The organism is Pseudoalteromonas sp. SCSIO 43088, assembly GCF_023650795.1.
Taxonomy (GTDB): Bacteria; Pseudomonadota; Gammaproteobacteria; order Enterobacterales; family Alteromonadaceae; genus Pseudoalteromonas; species Pseudoalteromonas shioyasakiensis.
In genome coordinates this window covers 979,459-997,016 of the sequence record NZ_CP072675.1, presented here as the reverse complement: position 1 = coordinate 997,016, position 17,558 = coordinate 979,459, and the positions used below count along the sequence as shown (strand labels likewise).

18 protein-coding genes are annotated in these 17,558 nt (G+C 40.7%); 5 read left to right on the top strand and 13 right to left on the bottom strand.

Annotated features, from left to right (window positions below; translation table 11 throughout):
- Positions 1-315: 315 nt before the first annotated feature.
- Entirely contained in the window at positions 316-1,671 is a 1,356-nt protein-coding gene (locus tag J8Z28_RS04555) for a M14 family metallopeptidase (RefSeq protein WP_250659979.1), read from the top strand.
- A 212-nt stretch (positions 1,672-1,883) separates the two neighbouring features.
- Here the strand turns inward: J8Z28_RS04555 and J8Z28_RS04550 are convergent, their stop codons facing one another.
- The 12 genes from J8Z28_RS04550 to J8Z28_RS04495 form a co-directional block, all read right to left on the bottom strand.
- Positions 1,884-2,861 (bottom strand): transposase, encoded by a 978-nt coding sequence (locus J8Z28_RS04550; RefSeq protein ID WP_054562301.1) that lies wholly within the window; start codon positions 2,859-2,861, stop codon positions 1,884-1,886.
- A 176-nt stretch (positions 2,862-3,037) separates the two neighbouring features.
- Positions 3,038-3,250: a (Na+)-NQR maturation NqrM gene (gene nqrM, locus J8Z28_RS04545; RefSeq protein WP_055020649.1), complete on the bottom strand. Its 213-nt coding sequence runs from the start codon at positions 3,248-3,250 to the stop codon at positions 3,038-3,040.
- Between the two features lie 341 nt (positions 3,251-3,591).
- Entirely contained in the window at positions 3,592-4,623 is a 1,032-nt protein-coding gene (locus J8Z28_RS04540; protein WP_055020648.1) for an FAD:protein FMN transferase, read from the bottom strand.
- A 112-nt stretch (positions 4,624-4,735) separates the two neighbouring features.
- Positions 4,736-5,962: an NADH:ubiquinone reductase (Na(+)-transporting) subunit F gene (nqrF, locus tag J8Z28_RS04535; RefSeq protein ID WP_054562303.1), complete on the bottom strand. Its 1,227-nt coding sequence runs from the start codon at positions 5,960-5,962 to the stop codon at positions 4,736-4,738.
- A gap of 19 nt (positions 5,963-5,981) precedes the next feature.
- Entirely contained in the window at positions 5,982-6,590 is a 609-nt protein-coding gene (gene nqrE, locus J8Z28_RS04530; RefSeq protein WP_016708692.1) for an NADH:ubiquinone reductase (Na(+)-transporting) subunit E, read from the bottom strand.
- Positions 6,591-6,600: 10 nt separating this feature from the next.
- Positions 6,601-7,233: an NADH:ubiquinone reductase (Na(+)-transporting) subunit D gene (locus J8Z28_RS04525; RefSeq protein WP_054554281.1), complete on the bottom strand. Its 633-nt coding sequence runs from the start codon at positions 7,231-7,233 to the stop codon at positions 6,601-6,603.
- A complete protein-coding gene (locus tag J8Z28_RS04520) occupies positions 7,233-7,985 on the bottom strand; it encodes a Na(+)-translocating NADH-quinone reductase subunit C (protein WP_054562304.1) in 753 nt (250 codons plus the stop codon). The genes J8Z28_RS04525 and J8Z28_RS04520 overlap by 1 nt, the downstream gene beginning before the upstream one ends.
- Positions 7,978-9,180 carry an NADH:ubiquinone reductase (Na(+)-transporting) subunit B gene (locus tag J8Z28_RS04515; protein ID WP_054554279.1) on the bottom strand — a complete coding sequence of 401 codons (1,203 nt, stop codon included), beginning with the start codon at positions 9,178-9,180 and terminating at the stop codon, positions 7,978-7,980. Before J8Z28_RS04515 ends, J8Z28_RS04520 begins: the two co-directional genes overlap by 8 nt.
- 4 nt (positions 9,181-9,184) lie before the next feature.
- Positions 9,185-10,528 (bottom strand): Na(+)-translocating NADH-quinone reductase subunit A, encoded by a 1,344-nt coding sequence (locus J8Z28_RS04510; RefSeq protein ID WP_054562348.1) that lies wholly within the window; start codon positions 10,526-10,528, stop codon positions 9,185-9,187.
- Positions 10,529-10,876: 348 nt separating this feature from the next.
- Positions 10,877-12,070, bottom strand: coding sequence for an enoyl-ACP reductase FabV (gene fabV / locus J8Z28_RS04505; RefSeq protein ID WP_054562305.1), 1,194 nt, complete (start codon positions 12,068-12,070; stop codon positions 10,877-10,879).
- Positions 12,071-12,291: 221 nt separating this feature from the next.
- A complete protein-coding gene (locus J8Z28_RS04500; RefSeq protein WP_054554277.1) occupies positions 12,292-12,603 on the bottom strand; it encodes a BolA family protein in 312 nt (103 codons plus the stop codon).
- A 73-nt stretch (positions 12,604-12,676) separates the two neighbouring features.
- Positions 12,677-13,264, bottom strand: coding sequence for an alpha-ketoglutarate-dependent dioxygenase AlkB family protein (locus J8Z28_RS04495; protein WP_054562306.1), 588 nt, complete (start codon positions 13,262-13,264; stop codon positions 12,677-12,679).
- 41 nt (positions 13,265-13,305) lie between these two features.
- Here J8Z28_RS04495 and J8Z28_RS04490 point away from each other — a divergent pair, with 41 nt between their 5' ends.
- Genes J8Z28_RS04490 through J8Z28_RS04475 form a run of 4 tightly spaced genes read left to right on the top strand, consistent with a single transcriptional unit; the run spans position 13,306 to position 17,040 of the window.
- Complete coding sequence (locus tag J8Z28_RS04490; protein WP_054562349.1) at positions 13,306-14,439, top strand: methyltransferase; 1,134 nt, start codon at positions 13,306-13,308, stop codon at positions 14,437-14,439.
- A 13-nt stretch (positions 14,440-14,452) separates the two neighbouring features.
- Positions 14,453-15,004, top strand: a complete 552-nt coding sequence (locus J8Z28_RS04485) for a YajG family lipoprotein (RefSeq protein ID WP_250659978.1) — start codon at positions 14,453-14,455, stop codon at positions 15,002-15,004.
- Between the two features lie 2 nt (positions 15,005-15,006).
- Positions 15,007-15,624: a peptidylprolyl isomerase gene (locus J8Z28_RS04480; RefSeq protein WP_054562308.1), complete on the top strand. Its 618-nt coding sequence runs from the start codon at positions 15,007-15,009 to the stop codon at positions 15,622-15,624.
- 36 nt (positions 15,625-15,660) lie between these two features.
- Positions 15,661-17,040 (top strand): AmpG family muropeptide MFS transporter, encoded by a 1,380-nt coding sequence (locus J8Z28_RS04475; protein WP_054562309.1) that lies wholly within the window; start codon positions 15,661-15,663, stop codon positions 17,038-17,040.
- Between the two features lie 118 nt (positions 17,041-17,158).
- Here the strand turns inward: J8Z28_RS04475 and J8Z28_RS04470 are convergent, their stop codons facing one another.
- Positions 17,159-17,398, bottom strand: a complete 240-nt coding sequence (locus J8Z28_RS04470; RefSeq protein WP_054562310.1) for a helix-turn-helix domain-containing protein — start codon at positions 17,396-17,398, stop codon at positions 17,159-17,161.
- Between the last annotated feature and the right edge of the window lie 160 nt (positions 17,399-17,558).

Genomic DNA, 17,558 nt, shown 5'->3' with positions numbered 1-17,558 from the left:
ACTGAAATTTCGATGTGGAGTATAACAAAGTCAACAGACGGTACAAGTAGAATTTAACAGCACACGGTTAAGTATTGTTTAGCCATTTGATAATAAACTGTAAAAAACCAAACAAATTAAAGCTAAGTAGTTAAAAGTAATACTGTATTTTATATAGCGAAAAGCAATGAAGAAAAAGAAAATAGCATAAAAATAGCGATTTAAAGCATACTTAGTCAGTAGCAATCAAAGCTTTATTACTGAACAAGGATTAGCCAACCCACTAAAAATATAATATTCTTAACAACACTAAAATAAAGAATAAAAGAGATAGTTATGCGCCAATACGCACTCGCCACAGCCTTTTTAGCACTAAGTACCAGTACACTTGCAAATACGATTGAAGATACCGCTGTAGCTGGCTTAGATAAACCTGCGATTTACTACGCCGATATAGAACCCCACTTAAAAAGCGCAGCAAAACACCCCAGCGTCACATTAAAACAAATCGGCACCTCATTCCAAGGACAGGCACTTAATTCTATCAAAATTGGTACCGGCCCAATCAAAGTGATGATGTGGAGCCAAATGCACGGCGATGAAAACACGGCTACTGCCGCATTAATGGATTTTTTAAGCTTTATAACCACATATGAAAACGCACAATGGCTAGAAAGCTGGCAAAAGAAAATAACTCTTCTCATTATCCCTATGGTGAACCCAGACGGCGCCGCAGCTCAGACCCGTCATAATGCACAAGGTATTGATTTAAATCGTGATGCTAAAGCCCTTCGCACAAAAGAAGGGCAAATACTCATGGCTGCAGCAGATGAATTCAAACCTGACTTTGGTTTTAATTTACATGATCAGAATGCATATTACGGTGCAGGTAAAATGGGAAAACAAGCCACTATTTCAGTGCTAGCACCCGCCTATAATGAAGCAAGAGAAGTAAATAAAAGTCGTGGTGAGGCTATGCAGTTTATTGCCCACTTAGCCAAAACGGTTGAATCAATGATCCCAGGGCACTTAGGGAAGTACAACGACAGTTACTCCTATCGCAGTTTTGGAGATACTTTTTCGGAAAAAGGTATCCGAACAATATTAATTGAATCAGGTGCTTACCCAAACGACCCAAATCGCCAAATAGCACGTAAAGTTAACCGTGTTTTATATAAAAAGGCCATTGATTCAATAACTTCACAGAAATGGAAAAGCGCTAAAATAGCCCAGTACCACGCTATTCCATTTAATGCTAAAGACAATTGGGTAGACTTACTAATAGACGATGTAACAGTAAAGAGTGAACTTGGTGATTACCAGATAGATATTGCTATAAACAACAAAGGACAGTCACCCATAATTAAAGAATTGGGTGATATAAGCAGTATCCGCCAAGGTTACACCAGTTTAGATGCAAGTAGCCTGAACTTTAAGGTAGGTAATAGCTTTGTATTAAATGAGCCGTTAACGCTTACCGAAAATAAATATAAAGAGCTTTTAATACAAGGGTATAGTTGCTTTTCTGGCGATATTAATATGCTAGAAAACGCCACAAATTGGCCAGTTTACGCATGCAAAAGTGTATTTACATCAACACCTTCACTTAATGCACCTGCCGCCTTTTTCTTACAAGCAAATGGCAAAAATAAGTACGCAGTTTTAGGGGCTGAGCTAATTAATTTAGATTAAACACGATTTAAAAGGACAGGCACTCTTAAAAGTGCCTGTTAAATCTCCAAATACCTTAAATTTGTAACCTAAAATAATAGTTGTGTAGTCGAGCTAGCCTATTAGCTTAATCTAATAATAAAAACCAAGGTAAAGATTTAGCTTTATGAGAATTGAAAGCGCAAATTAGCTGCAATAGTTTGCAAAAAATAAAAGTCTAGAGAAATTTAAGGTTAACTAGCAAGTAATAACTTACAACTTGTTAGGTTACTTCGTCGCTTACGAGCAGTTTTACTACAATAACTTTCAATAGCACCCACTCGACCTGCAGCTCCACGAAATAAATTTTCAAATTGAGTTGTTAGTGTTAACCATTTTTCCGGTTCGAAATTCAGCCTTTCAAGAATAGGAGGTAAATGATGCTCTATATATCCAGGCTTATCCGCGCTGATACAACGCCCAGTTTTCTCTACCAGTAACAAGTATGACTTTAACTCAAAAGGTATACCCTTTGATTTATACTTACTCATTCCACCAATAAAACGAGCTAGTAATTTAGGTTGCTTTGACTCCTTCGCGCTCTGGCATCGCTTTTTAAAGCTGGTATAGTCCGATTGCTCCGGCGTGCTCTCAGCTTTAGCACGAACAGGGTTTAAATCAACATAGGCCATACATGCTAAAAGTGCTGACTCATCAAGCAATGCTTGGCTCTTAAATCGCCCTTCCCAAAAGTGACCTGTACACTCGTCTTCTTTATTTGCACGTCTAGCTATATATTCATTAAGCATTCGCATAAACCAACTAATGCTCGAAAGACGCGCTCTGTATTCTGCAACCTCTTTCTTTAAGAAGACTTGTTGGCCGTCACTTAAAGGCTGACCATGAAGGAACTTTTGACCTAAAGGCGTCATTTTACTGAGCTTAAACCAGCGTAAAAGAATGGCTTTATCCGATAACCTATTTGCTTTTTTATCATCAACATAAAGAACAAGATGCGTATGATTGCTCATCACTGCGTAAGCACACACATCAATACAAAATACCTTTGCAAGAAAAAGCAGGCGCTCTTCAACCCATCCTCTGCGGTGTTCATATGATTTACCAGTGAGTGCGTCTTCTCCACAAAGGTAAGCGCGTCTAACGCAACGGGATACGCAGTGATAATACTTAGTGTTCGACAAACAGATTTGCCGCTTCCTTGCTAAAGCCATCGTTCACTCCTTGAACTGATAATTTGAAATGCATTAGCTGTAACTAAAGTTTAGACAAAATCTTCTTTACTGCAAGAGTAAGTTAACAGATAAAAGTGACTGTCTATATAAAAATACAGTGACTGTCCTTGTAAAATTTAGCTATTAAAAAAGCGCCTTTGGGCGCTTTTTTGTGGTTAAAGAATTTGATTCTCTTTCCAGACTTGTTCTTTTGCCATGCGCTTTTTACGCTTGTCACATGGGTCGTCGCAGTCGCAGGCTTTGTCGATACCAACAGCGCCTAGGCCACCACAACTACTGGCCATAGATTTCTTTTGCACAATCATGCCGACAGCCATCGCTGCCACAATTAAAATGAGTAGACCAAATGTAAGAAGAAAAAGTGACATTGCTTTGCCCCTATCGTCAGCAATTAAATCGAGCCCAACTAATTAGGCTGCATGTATTATATACCCAAACCACCTCAAGGTGCGAGTTTCAGTTGGAATTAAAAGCGATTTAGGCAAGGCATTGATTGCAAGCAATAGTGGTTCTATTGTTAAAATCAATAACGCAGTATAAATCGCTTTTAAACCAACCCTTTGGGCGCTTCACAGGCGCTTAGTCTCATCGTTGTTACTTCTTAAAAGGGACTGCCATTGTTGCAAAGTAACGCCTTGATATTAAACACCTGTGAAACGCTGAATTCTGCATCTTGAGATGGCTTGGGTATGCACTGCTTCTTGCCCTGCTACAAATATGGTTTAAATGCAGGGCTTGAATAAGTTACTAAGCCATTGTCTGACTTACCAATTAAATACACTGGCAAATCGTGCTCTTCGGCGTATTTCTGCGCCTTTTCCATGCCCATCACAGTGATTGCCGTCGCTAAGCCATCTGCAGTCATCGCTGATGGGTGTAAAACAGTAACTGATACCAAATCATGACGGCTCGGCATGCCTGTTACAGGGTCAATTAAGTGGCTATAGGTTACACCATCCATTTCGTAAAAAATTCGGTAATCGCCCGATGTCGCAATACCATTAGTACCCGGCTCAATTACTTTATGTACTTTACGCACGCCTGGTTCAGCATCAGGCTGTTCAATAGCTATTTTCCAAGTAATATTATTTGGCTTAATACCCGACACACGAAGCTCACCACCAATCTCAACCATATAATTAGTGAAACCATGGCTTTCAATCACTTCTGCGACTTTATCAATACCATAGCCTTTTGCTGTAGCAGAAAACGACAGCTCTAAACCATCAATTGTTTTCATCAGGCCAGCATCTGTAAGTTCAAGCTTATCAACACCAATTTTGGCAACCATTGCAGCCAAAGCTTCATCGCTTGGGCGTTTAGTCGGCTTTTTATCTGGACCAAAGCCCCACAAGTCAATAAGTGGCCCCATAGTCACATCTAACGTTTTTGTTGATTCGCCAAGGCGAATTGATTCAGCGACCACGTTTCTAAAATCAGCGCTTATTGGCATTACCTGCCCTGCTGGTAACTGGTTGAACTGGTTAATTTCTGAATCGGGAATGTAAGTTGACATAGATTGATTTACACCTTTAAGCACTTGCTTAATTTCAGGATGTAAATCAACACCTGCAACCTTTGAAGACTCTGCAAACACCTTAATATGATAAGTGGTGCCCATTGTCTTACCTTCAAAATAAAGCTCTTCAGCCTTATCAGCTTGGCTGCAGCCAGCCATGAGTAAAGTCATAGTTAATAGAAAAAAGGCCATCAAGCCTTGGCGATAAAACACTCTATTCATAGCATTCACCTTTTAGATACCACAGGGTTAGGTATAGAAATAAAAAAGCCTCGTAACACTGAGTGTTACGAGGCCTGTATTCTAACCAAAACTTATTGTTTTGTGTATGGTGTTAGCCACCGAAGTCATCTAATAAGATGTTTTCGTCTTCTACACCAAGATCTTTAAGCATGTTGATAACAGCCGCGTTCATCATTGGAGGACCACACATGTAGAACTCACAATCTTCTGGCGCTTCATGATCTTTCAAGTAGTTTTCATAAAGTACGTTATGGATGAAGCCTGTGTAACCTTCCCAGTTATCTTCTGGTTGTGGATCAGACAGTGCTGTGTGCCATACAAAGTTATCGTTTTCTGCTGCTAAGCCGTCGAAATCTTCTACGTAGAACATTTCACGCTTAGAACGCGCACCATACCAGAAACTCATCTTACGCTTAGATTTTAAACGCTTAAGTTGGTCAAAGATATGTGAACGCATTGGTGCCATACCTGCACCACCACCTACGAATACCATTTCTGCATCAGTGTCTTTCGCGAAGAACTCACCGAATGGGCCAGAAATAGTCACTTTATCACCTTCTTTTAATGACCAAATGTACGAAGACATTTTACCACATGGAAGGCTTAGGTCTCTTGGCGGCGGCGTAGCGATACGCACGTTAAGCATGATGATGCCTTCTTCTTCTGGGTAGTTAGCCATTGAGTATGCACGAATTGTTTCGTCGTCTACTTTAGACTCCAGATCGAAGAAACCGAAGTGGTTCCAGTCGCCACGATACTCTTCTGGAATATCGAAATCAGCGTACTTAACGTGGTGAGCTGGTGCTTCAATTTGAATATAACCACCGGCACGGAAAGGTACTGACTCGCCATCAGGAATTTGTAACTTAAGTTCCTTGATGAACGTTGCCTTGTTATCGTTAGAGATAACGGTACAGTCCCACTTCTTAACACCGAAAATTGACTCTTCAAGTTCAATTTCCATGTCGTTCTTAACATTTACCTGACACGCTAAACGGCAGCCTTCACGAGCTTCACCTTTAGAGATGTGATCAAGTTCTGTTGGTAAGATATCGCCGCCACCTTCTTTGATGTGTACACGACACTGACCACAAGAGCCACCGCCACCACATGCAGATGAAACGAAGATACCTGAATCAGCTAGCGCGCCTAATAGCTTGCTACCTGCAGATGTTTTAATAGCTTTTTCTGGGTCGCCATTAATTCCGATGATGATATCGCCGCTTGCTACTAATTTAGATTTAGCACCAATGATAACTAAAACTAAAATAACAACGATAGCGATGAAAACACCAACGCCTAAGAAAATCTCATTCATGATTTATCCTCGCTACCTATTAAAGTGAAATACCAGAGAATGACATAAAGCCAAGACCCATAAGACCAACAGTGATGAAAGTAATACCTAAACCACGTAAGCCATCAGGAACGTCTGAGTACTTCATTTTTTCACGGATACCAGCAAGTAAAGTAATTGCTAGTGCCCAGCCCACACCTGAACCGATACCATAAACAACAGACTCGCCGAAGTTATAGTTACGCTCAACCATGAAAGATACCGCACCGAAGATCGCACAGTTAACTGTGATCAGTGGTAAGAAGATACCTAACGCGTTGTAAAGTGCAGGGAAGAACTTATCTAATGCCATTTCAAGAATTTGTACAAGTGCTGCAATAACACCGATGAAAGTCAAGAAACGTAAGAAGCTAAGGTCTGCTTCTGGGTAGCCAAGCCACTCTAATGCACCAGGTGCAAGAACAGCGTGATAAACCAAGTTATTTACAGGTACTGAGATACCTAGTACCACGATAACTGCCACACCTAGGCCGATTGACGTTGTTACTTTCTTTGATACAGCAAGGAAAGTACACATACCTAGGAAGAAGGCTAAAGCTAAGTTTTCAATGAAAACCGCTTTTACAAATAAACTAATATAATGTTCCACTGCTCGCCCCTTACGCTTTTGCTTCTACTTGGTCTTTCTTGAAGGTACGAAGTACCCAGATGAATAAACCAATAATGAAGAATGCACTCGGTGGTAAAATCAATAGACCCATTGGTTGATACCAGCCACCATTTTGAACTAATGGAATAATATCAACACCGAATAGTGAACCTTTACCGAATAACTCACGGATGAAACCAACAGTTAGTAGTACTACTGAGTAGCCTAAACCGTTACCGATACCATCTAAGAAAGACATTAACGGTGGTGACTTCATTGCGTATGCTTCAGCACGACCCATTACGATACAGTTTGTAATGATTAGACCAACGAATACTGAAAGCTCTTTAGCAGTTGCATAAGAGAATGCTTGCAGTACTTGGTCAACAACGATTACAAGTGATGCGATGATCGTCATTTGCACGATGATACGCACAGATGATGGGATGTGGTTACGAATTGACGAAATAAACAAGCTAGAAAACGCAGTTACTAGTGTCAATGCGATTGACATGATTAGTGCATTTTTTAAGCTTGATGTTACCGCTAGCGCAGAACAAATACCTAGTACTTGTAATGCGATCGGGTTATTTGCGAATACCGGGCCAAATAGGACCGACTTCATTTCTTTAGTATCAGCCATTATTTCAACGCTCCTTCACGTACTTTCGCAAGGAATGGACCAAAGCCATGCTCGCCAGTCCAGAAGTCAACTGTGTGATCAACACCGTTTGAAGTTAATGTTGCACCAGAAAGACCATCGATTTGATGTTCGTTCTTCGCACCGCTCTTCATGATATTGATTGGTAACTCTTTACCTTGCCATTTAGCAGTCCATTGTGGATTTTGGATTTCACCACCTAGACCTGGCGTTTCGTTGTGCTTGAAGAAGTTGATGTTTTTAACTGTTTCACCATCGCTTTCAAGCGCTAAGAAGCCGTACATTACACCCCAAAGGCCATAACCTTGGATTGGTAGAATGATTGCGTCTGTAGAACCATCAGGTTTCTTCGAAATATATACAGGTGAATTTTTTGTCATACGCTGAATACCAGCGATGTCTTTAATTCCTTCTGCTTTCAACGCAAAGCTACGAGCTTGGTCGAATTTTGTTTTCTCGAAGTCAAATGAGTTAGGATCAGCACCTTCAACAAACTCACCTGTGTTCATGTCTACAACACGTGCTTCAATTTTTGAGTTAAAGGTATCTGACACAGTACCTGATACTTCAATGCCTGCAGCCGCTAAGATATTGCGTTGAATATCTTGTGTTTTGTTAGCTTGCTGTAAAGGACGAAGCTGAACTGAAGCAAACGATACGATGATTGCACACACTAAACATAGTGCAACAACAACGGTTAGCGTTTTGCCGATTGATTCGTTATTACTAGACATTACGTGCCAACCTCCGCTTGATATTAGCTTGCACTACAAAGTGATCGAATAATGGTGCAAATAAGTTAGCAAATAAGATTGCTAGCATCATACCTTCTGGGAATGCCGGGTTAACAACACGGATCATTACAACCATAAAGCCGATTAACGCACCGTAAGCGAACTTACCTTTGTCTGTGAATGATGCAGATACTGGGTCTGTTGCCATGAAGAACATACCAAATGCAAAACCACCAAGAACTAAGTGCCAGTGCCAAGGCATAGCAAATACAGCGTTGGTTTCTGAACCAATTGTATTTAGTAAGAATGCCGTTGCAACCATACCTAGGAATACACCTAGTACGATACGCCATGAAGCGATACGCACGTAAATTAGGAATAAACCACCGATTAATAGTGCTAGTGTTGACGTCTCACCCATAGAACCTTGAATGAAACCGTAGAACGCATTCCACCATAGCTCCATGTTGCTGTAATCAAGTGAACCAACAACAGCTTGGCCAAGCATAGTTGCACCAGAGAATGAATCTACTGCTGTCCATACTGTGTCACCTGAAATTTGCGCTGGGTATGCGAAGAATAAGAACGCACGACCGGCAAGAGCAGGGTTAAGGAAGTTACGACCTGTACCACCAAAGATTTCTTTAGCGATTACAACACCAAACGTAATACCTAGTGCAACTTGCCATAAAGGAATCGTCGCAGGCAGGATTAGTGCGAATAATACAGATGTTACGAAGAAACCTTCATTTACTTCGTGCTTACGCACTGAAGCAAATAGTACTTCCCAGAAACCACCCACAGCAAACGTTACTGCGTATATTGGTAGGAAGAAGCAGGCACCGTAAAACATTTTCGCGCCCCAACCAGAGTCAGCAGTTAATTCACCACCGAATAATTGGAACAGACCAACTTGCCATGTGTTTGCTAGTTCAAAACCTTGCGCTAAAGCACCAGCGGCCTGATGACCGATGTTGAACATACCAAAGAACATTGCAGGGAACGTCGCCATCCACACTAAAATCATCATACGTTTTAGGTCGATGTTATCGCGAACGTGTGTTTTGCCTTTATTTACATAACCTGGCGTGTAGAAAATAGTCGCTGCAGCTTCGTAAAGCGCATACCATTTTTCGTGTTTACCACCCGGTTCAAAATGCGGCTCAATATCTTCTAGAAATTTCTTTAAACCCATCTCTCTAGCCTTCCTTCTCGATCGTAGTCAAGCAATCGCGTAGGATTGAACCGTACTCGTATTTACCTGGACAAACGAAGGTACATAATGCTAAATCTTCTTCATCAAGCTCTAGCGCACCTAACGAAATAGCACCATCAAGATCACGTGCGATTAAATCACGTAATAATAGTGTAGGTAGGATGTCTAAAGGCATAACACGCTCATAGCTACCAATTGGAACCATGGCACGCTTCGAACCACCTGTTGAAGTCGTCATGTTAAATAGACGGCTAGGAGCAAGGTGAGATAAGAAGGTACGTGTTACTGAGAACTTGTTAGCACCTGGTGCGATCCAACCGAATAGCTCTTTTTCGCGACCTTCAAGTAATACAGATACTTGAACATGGTAACGACCTAAGAACGCGTGTGGACCTTGAGAGATAGCGCCTGATAATACAGAACCAGAAATTACACGGTTATCACCGTCTTCTAATTCACCAGCAACTAAATCATCTAAAGATGCACCTAGCTGAGTTTTCACTAAGCGTGGGTTTTTAACACGTGGACCAGCAAGAGAAACAACACGGTCTGTGAAGATTTCACCTGTTAGGAATAAATTACCAAACGCGATTACGTCTTGGTAACCTAAGTGCCAAACCTGCTTGCTTGCAGAAACTGGGTCTAAGTTATGAATGTGTGTACCAACAAGACCTGCCGGATGCTTGCCACCAAACTCATGTACTTCTACTTGAGGGATTGATGAACTAGGCACTTGGCTACCAGCTTGTTTACAAACAAATACTTTGCCGTCAGTTAAACGAGATACCACAGCTAAACCAGCTTCAAATGCTTGAGTGTTCTCAGCAATGATTACTGCAGGATCTGCAGCTAGCGGGTTAGTGTCGATAGCCGTTACAAAGATAGAGCTAGGATTTGCATCCAAAGCAGCTACTCTGCTGAATGGGCGAGCACGTAGTGCTGTCCATTGACCTGACTGAACTAGTACTTCTTTAACTTTTTCACGGTCTAAGCCCGAAAGCTCGTCGGCCTTGAAAGAGTCAAAGGTGATTTGCTCACTGCCATTAACTTCAATAACAACAGATTGCAGCACACGTTTAGCACCACGATTGATTTCTTTAACTACCCCAGAAGCTGGTGCAGTAAATAAGACGCCTGGGTTCTTTTTGTCTTCAAAAAGTACCTGGCCTTTTTTGACTTGGTCATCCACGCGAACATGCATGGTTGGACGCATACCAATATATTCTTCACCTAGCACAGCTACACGTTTGACGGCAGAACCATCGTGAATAACTTGCTGAGGTGCGCCCTCTATCGGTAAATCCAGACCTTTTTTTATGTTGATCATACGCACTTGCATTACATTAACGGAAAGAAACTGAAAAATCGTACCAACCACGTCGCCATTTGATATGCTCAAGTTAAACTCTAAGTATCAAAGAATAGCCTGTTTAACACCCCAAACAAGCAACGCAGTAAACTCCTCACATATATTGCCCGAATTTTAACATCAATCAGGGTGACTATGCGAGAGCAAATATGAAATTTATACGACAGATACGGTTATTTAGACTACAAAAACCTTTTGAATAAAATTCAATATAGACCAAAGTGCTATTGATGATGTTTTATTTTCATCCAGAAACAAAAAAGTCGCTTAAAAAAGCGACTTTACAAAATCAAGTTTGTTTAGCAATTAATCGATTAATTGTGAAATCGCAACATCAGGATTCACATCTTGCTCGTAATCTACGCTGTCGATACCAAAGCCGAATAAACGTAAAAATTCATTGTGGTAACCCACGTAGTCCGTTAATTCGTCAATTGTATCTGTATCCACTGTATCCCAAACATGTTGTACACGAGCTTGAACATCATCTTCTAACTCTTTGTAGTTTTGGAATAAATGACCACCTTCGTCAAAACGTGGTGTTTCACCGTAAAGGTTTTCAGTAAATAGTGAATGAATTTGCTCAATGGTACCTTCGTAAGTACCGTCTGCTTTCATTACTTTGAATAAAGCAGAGATATATAAAGGCATAATTGGAATTGCCGAGCTTGCTTGTGTCACAACCGCATTTAATGAGGAAACATACGCTTCGCCATTTAAGCCTTTTGTAGACTCTTTGATTGCTTGTGTTGCACGGTCAAGATCTTCTTTCGCTTTACCAATTGTCGCATGACCGTAAATTGGCCACGTTAATTCTTTACCGATATATGTGTAAGCGGTTGTTTTGAAGTTATCTGCTAGCACATCCGCTTCTTTTAATGCGTCAATCCACATTTCCCAATCTTCACCGCCCATTACTTTAATTGTATTGTCGATGTCTTCTTGGCTTGCTGCTTCAACGGTTACTTCATCAATCACACGCTTTGAAGTGTTTAGGTTCTTCGTAGTGATATCTGAGCCAATAGGCTTAAGTGTTGATGAGTAAGTCTCACCCGTATTTGGATCAGTACGACGAGGTGACGCAAGGCTATAGATAACTAAATCAATTTTACCTAGATCAGCTTTGATAGTATCAATTGCTTTTTGCTTGATTTCGTTAGAAAACGCATCGCCATTGATATTTTTAGACCATAAACCTGCTTCTTCAGCAGCTGTTTGGAATGCTGCTGTGTTGTACCAACCTGCAGAACCCGTTTTGCGTTCGCTACCTTCTTTTTCAAAGAAAATACCTAACGTTTTGGCACCGCCACCAAATGCAGCTGTGATACGTGATGCTAGGCCGTAACCTGTAGACGCACCAATCACTAATACATTCTTAGGTGCATTGCTCAGTGGTCCTTGCGCTTTCACATAATTAATTTGTTCTTGTACGTGCTCAGCACACCCTACTGGATGCGCGTTAGTGCAGATAAATCCACGAATTTTCGGCTTAATGACCATTGATCATCCTATATCTATCACAATAAAAATTAGCGCTAGTTTAAAGGCTAATAGTTAAAATACAGGTCTGATCAGTAAAACTTTTCAGACCCACTTAAATCTTTCGAGCTTAAAACCCCAATTGACAAGCAGTTTAGAGTGACTGTCCTTCTAACTTAGAATGACTGTCCTTCTAACTTTGAGTGACTGTCCTTCTAACTTTAGGTGGCTGTCCTGCTAATTTAGTCGAACTTTGAGCCACCTAAGCATTTTGGTGATTCAGGTGCCTGTCCATGTTGTTCACTGAACTCTTCTGGAGTAAATGTGTGAATTGCTAATGCATGAATATGGTTTGCTAATTCATCTTTTAATAGCTCATTAATTTGACGGTGACGGGCAAGTAAACGTTTACCCGCAAATTCTTCACTCACAACCACCACTTTGAAATGCGATTCAGTTCCACGGCTATGCATATGGCTTTCATTGACAACATTCAGGTGTTTACATTCGATACCCGCAGCAAGCTTTTGCTCTATTTGTTGTTGCATTGACATGTGTCATAGACCTTTAATAAGAAAATAATTGGCAGCTACTATATCAAGGGCATGAGTCATTTTGCCAATGATTTTATATGATTGAACGAAAGGTAAGGTTAATTCGAGGGTGTTTGAGTCTTTGCTGCTTTGGCAAACTATGCTGGTAATCGCGCTGGCTAAAACCATTCATGATTAAACAGCTACCACTTTGCAGCACAATGCTATGTTGTTCATTATTATGTTTGTGCTTTATTTTAAATATCCGTTCGGCCCCTAGTGATACAGAAGCGATTGTCGGTTGCTCCCCAAGTTCTTTCTCATCGTCACTATGCCAACCCATACAATCATGACCATCTCGATACAAATTAACTAAAAGCGCATTGAATGGTATCTGCAAAGTTCTTGTTAAGCGTACACGCATAGCATCAAGCACCTCCGGCCATGGCTCAACGATTAACTGTGAACCCGAGTAGCCATAACTTACATTCTGATCAGCAATAAAGCATTGCAAACGTGGGATCACATGGCTTTTTCCGTACACTTTTATAGTTGGTTGTTGCCAATTTAGCTGCTGCTGAAGAAAGTAAAATAATTCGAGGCTTTTTTGTGCACTCAATGCATTAGCTTGGTAAGAAAACCCATCAGGTAAATGATTAGGGTTGGCGTTTGGCTGTTGCATGTTAGAATTTACCTATACATTAATACATTCGTAAAATCATGATGACCACCCAAGCACAGCTCGGTGATAACACCTATACCCTAGAACGCTTTCCGTTAGATCAAAAGAATCGCAGTCTTCAAGCGTGGGACTCAGGCGATGAGTACCTTGTCAATTATGTACAAGAGCACTATCCAGATGCAAATTCAATCCTGATACTCAATGACAGTTTTGGCGCTTTAGCCTGTGCCTTTAATACGTTAACAGTTTATTCAGTTAACGACTCGTATATTGGTCATCAAGCTACCCGCTATAATTTACAAGCTAATGAGTTATCAACAGATTCTTTAACGCAACTGGACTCATTAGCAGCATTACCTAATCAGGTTGATTTAGTGATATTAAAAGTGCCACGCAATTTAGGCTATCTTCAGCATCAACTTGCCGCAATCAGTGCAGCTTTACCTGCCGACATTGATGTTATTGCAGCTGGAAAAACGAAAGACATTCACAACTCAACTATAAAGGCTTTTAGTCAGTATATCGGTGAAACATCAACCAGCTTAGCGGTTAAAAAGTCCCGCTTAATTATCAGTAAAACCAGTGGTCTTAATAAAGTTGCCCCCTTCCCTGTTAACTGGCCACTTGAAGGAAGTGAGTTTGAAATCCAAAATCATGCCAATGTATTTTCTCGAGACTCATTAGACATTGGCGCGCGCTTTTTCTTTAACTATTTGCCACAAACAAGTAAAGCTCGCAGCATCATTGATTTAGGCTGTGGTAATGGTGTTGTTGGCTTAATGACCTTAAAGCGTTGCCCTAAAGCCCATGTGACCTTCGTTGATGAGTCGTTTATGGCCGTTGAATCAGCTAAATTAAACGTCGCTCACAATCTACCAGAGCAATTAGAGCAGTGTGAGTTTGTCCAAAACGATTGCTTAACCGATTTTCAACCTAACAGTGTTGACCTCGTTTTATGTAATCCGCCATTCCACCAAGCGCAAGCGGTTACTGATCATATTGCTTGGCAAATGTTCAAACAGGCAAAACACACATTAAAGCACGGTGGTGAATTAAGAATTATTGGTAATCGTCATCTAGACTATCATGAAAAGTTAAAACGCATGTTCGGCAATTGTAAGTTGTTAGGGTCTAACAAAAAGTTTGTCGTACTAAGTGCAACAAAGAATAATTAATGGAGCTAACTAAATGAAAAAAATACTTCCTTTATGTGCGGTGCTTGCGCTTGCGGCATGTAGCAACCAACCCAATCAATTAATTTTAAACCCCGTTTATCAAGGCGGCAAAATTTCAAACCTTAGTACTAGCGTTAGTACTAGCGTAATTGATTTACGCGGCGACAACGTGACCCTAAAAATTATTGAATCAGATAAAACTAAAACCCTTGCCAGCCCAGGTATTACTGATTCAGTGAAAAGCGCTCTAGACAGTGCGTTAAGCCGTAATGGGGCGAGTATCTCAAACTTGGCAACAAAACGCTTTGAATTAGATATTCATAAGCTACAAGCAGTTGTTACTGAAAAGATGATGACTCACACAAGTGACGCAACTATTGAATTAGGCTTAAGAGTAATCAGAAACTCAAGCACTTTCAGCAAGATATACCGTGGTAATGCAAACCTAGAAGGGCCACTCAGCCATGACCGTGCAAAAGTAGAAGGTCAGCTTAATAAGTTGACTGAGCAAATAATTACCCGCATTGTATCTGACCCAGAATTAATCGCCTATTTAGAAGGTTAACTATGAAGCGTATTTTATTACTTAGTTTTATATTGTTTTTTGCTCACAGTTCATTCGCAGCGACTGAGGGTAAATTTATTCAAAAAGATAATATGTTTCCACGCGTAGAAATTGTCACTACGCTTGGCAGTATTGTGGTCGAAATGGATCGTTCACGCGCACCAATAACCGTAAATAACTTTCTAACTTACGTTGCCGACGGTAGCTATCAAGGTAGTGTGTTTCACCGTGTAGAACGTGATGAAGACAACGAACGTGATTTTGTTATTCAAGGCGGTGGTTACGATAAAGACTATGATGGTCTGTACGAAGGTGACCCTATTTTTAATGAAAGTGGCAACGGGTTAAAAAACGATATGTATAGCATCGCAATGGCATATCAAGACCGTAAACCTCACTCAGGTACTCGTCAGTTTTTCTTTAATATGGACGATAACGATCATCTTAATCCTGGTCGCGACTGGGGCTTTGCCGTATTCGGTATGGTCATGGATGGCTATGACACACTAGACAAAATCATGCGTGTCGAAACCGCTTTTAACGAAAAAATCGGTTACAGCTTTGTACCCAAAGATCCTGTTGTTATCTTAAACGTAAAAGTGCTTGACGCTAATCAATAATAAATAGGGGCGCACGCCCCTTAAACTGGCAACACTATGACAAAACCCCTTTCTATTTCAGAGTATTTCTCGTACTTCAAAGATAAACGTTTAATCAATATATTCATCTTTGGTATCAGCAGTGGCTTTCCTTGGGTATTGATTGGCTCTGTCATGTCGGCTTGGCTAAAAGACGAAGGCTTAAGCCGCAGTATGATCGGGTTATTTGGCATAGTGTTTGGTGCGTATAGCATTAACTTTTTATGGTCACCGCTCGTTGACCGTGTAAAGTTACCTGTTTTATTTAACTGGCTAGGCCAGCGCCGTAGCTGGATTTTACTTTGCCAGTCAGTGATTTTTATTGGCACCTTTTCACTTGCTGGGCTCGATATCAAGGCCAACCTCTGGTTTGCTGCCGCGCTGTGTTTAGTTATTGCTATCGCTTCTGCGACTCAAGATATTGCTATTGATGCATTTCGTATCGACACTTTAGCCGAAAACGAAAGCCACAAAGCCACCGCAGCAGCTGCAATGGCCACTTCAGGTTGGTGGAGCGGTTACGCCCTATTAGGCGCCCTGCCATTTTATATGGCCGACATCCCTTCAATTGATTGGCCACAAGTTTACTTTTTCTTATCTGTGGTAATGCTGCTATTAATGAGCAGCGTATTGTGGGCAAAAGAACCCGAATCAAACCGTGATGCTGTTCAAGCTGAGCTTGAACAAACCTATCAACAAAAGCTAGCTGGTAGTACGCAGACTCGCTTTGCTAAAGTGATTGCATGGCTTGCTGTAACCGTTTTTGATCCTTTCAGAACCTTCTTTGCCCGTAATGGCGTAAAAACAGCATTGGCATTATTGGCCTTTATTTTCTTATTTAAAATCGGTGAAGCCTTTTTAGGGCGAATGTCTATCGTGTTTTATAAAGAAGTCGGCTTTTCAAATAGTGACATAGCGACCTTCTCAAAAGTGGGCACTGCAGTGCTCACCATCGCTTTTACTTTTTTAGGAAGCTTATTCAATCAACGCTATGGCATTGTAAAAGGCTTGTTTATTAGCGGTATTGCGATGGCAGCTTCAAACTTAGCTTTTGCCTGGATCGCTATTGCAGGCCCCAAACTGAGTCTGTATGCATTTGCTATTATTATTGATGGTTTTACCCAAGCTTGGTCACTGGTAGCCATGGTGGCGTTTATATCAATGTTATGCGACAGAGCATTTAGTGCGACCCACTATGCACTACTTGCTTCATTGGGTAATTTAGGCAGAACTTTACTGTCGAGCTACAGCGGCGTGGTTATTGATGACTGGTTAGGTGGAAACTGGGCGATGTTCTTTGTGCTAACTGCATTGATGGTGATCCCATCACTGGTATTTTTATTCTTAATTCGTCATAAGCTTTATGCGTTAGAAAACAACTATCACCAAAACAATTAACAAATCTGATACGTATGTGATTAAAGAGAGGATGATGCAAGGGAGAGGCTTTAAATAGCGCTTCCTTGCACTATTTATATTACTTTAAAAGCGGCGTTTCGCTTTTAGTAATGAATAATTAAGCGTCTTTAAGTAAATTAAGGCCTTCGTACGGGTCAACTTCTAAAGCATCACAATAACGCATGAATTCAATTACATCTAAACGACGTTCTTGGTTTTCAATTTTACCAATGAAAGAATGCGGCGTACCTAAAACCTGTGCAAGGCTACGCATTGTGTGACCTTTCTCATGACGCTTAGTTTTAAGCCATTTCGTTAATTTCGAGTTTTCTTCAGAAGAAACTGTTTTACCCATCATAAAATACATCTCCTACTAGATGATTCAAGTTAATAATTTAAGAGTGAAATTTGCCCGTCTCACTCTTGGACACATTATATACTAATAATTTTCAGTTTGAATGATTAATTATACAAATGTCCACCTTTTAGGTATGGACCGTTTTAGTATACAAGTCTAA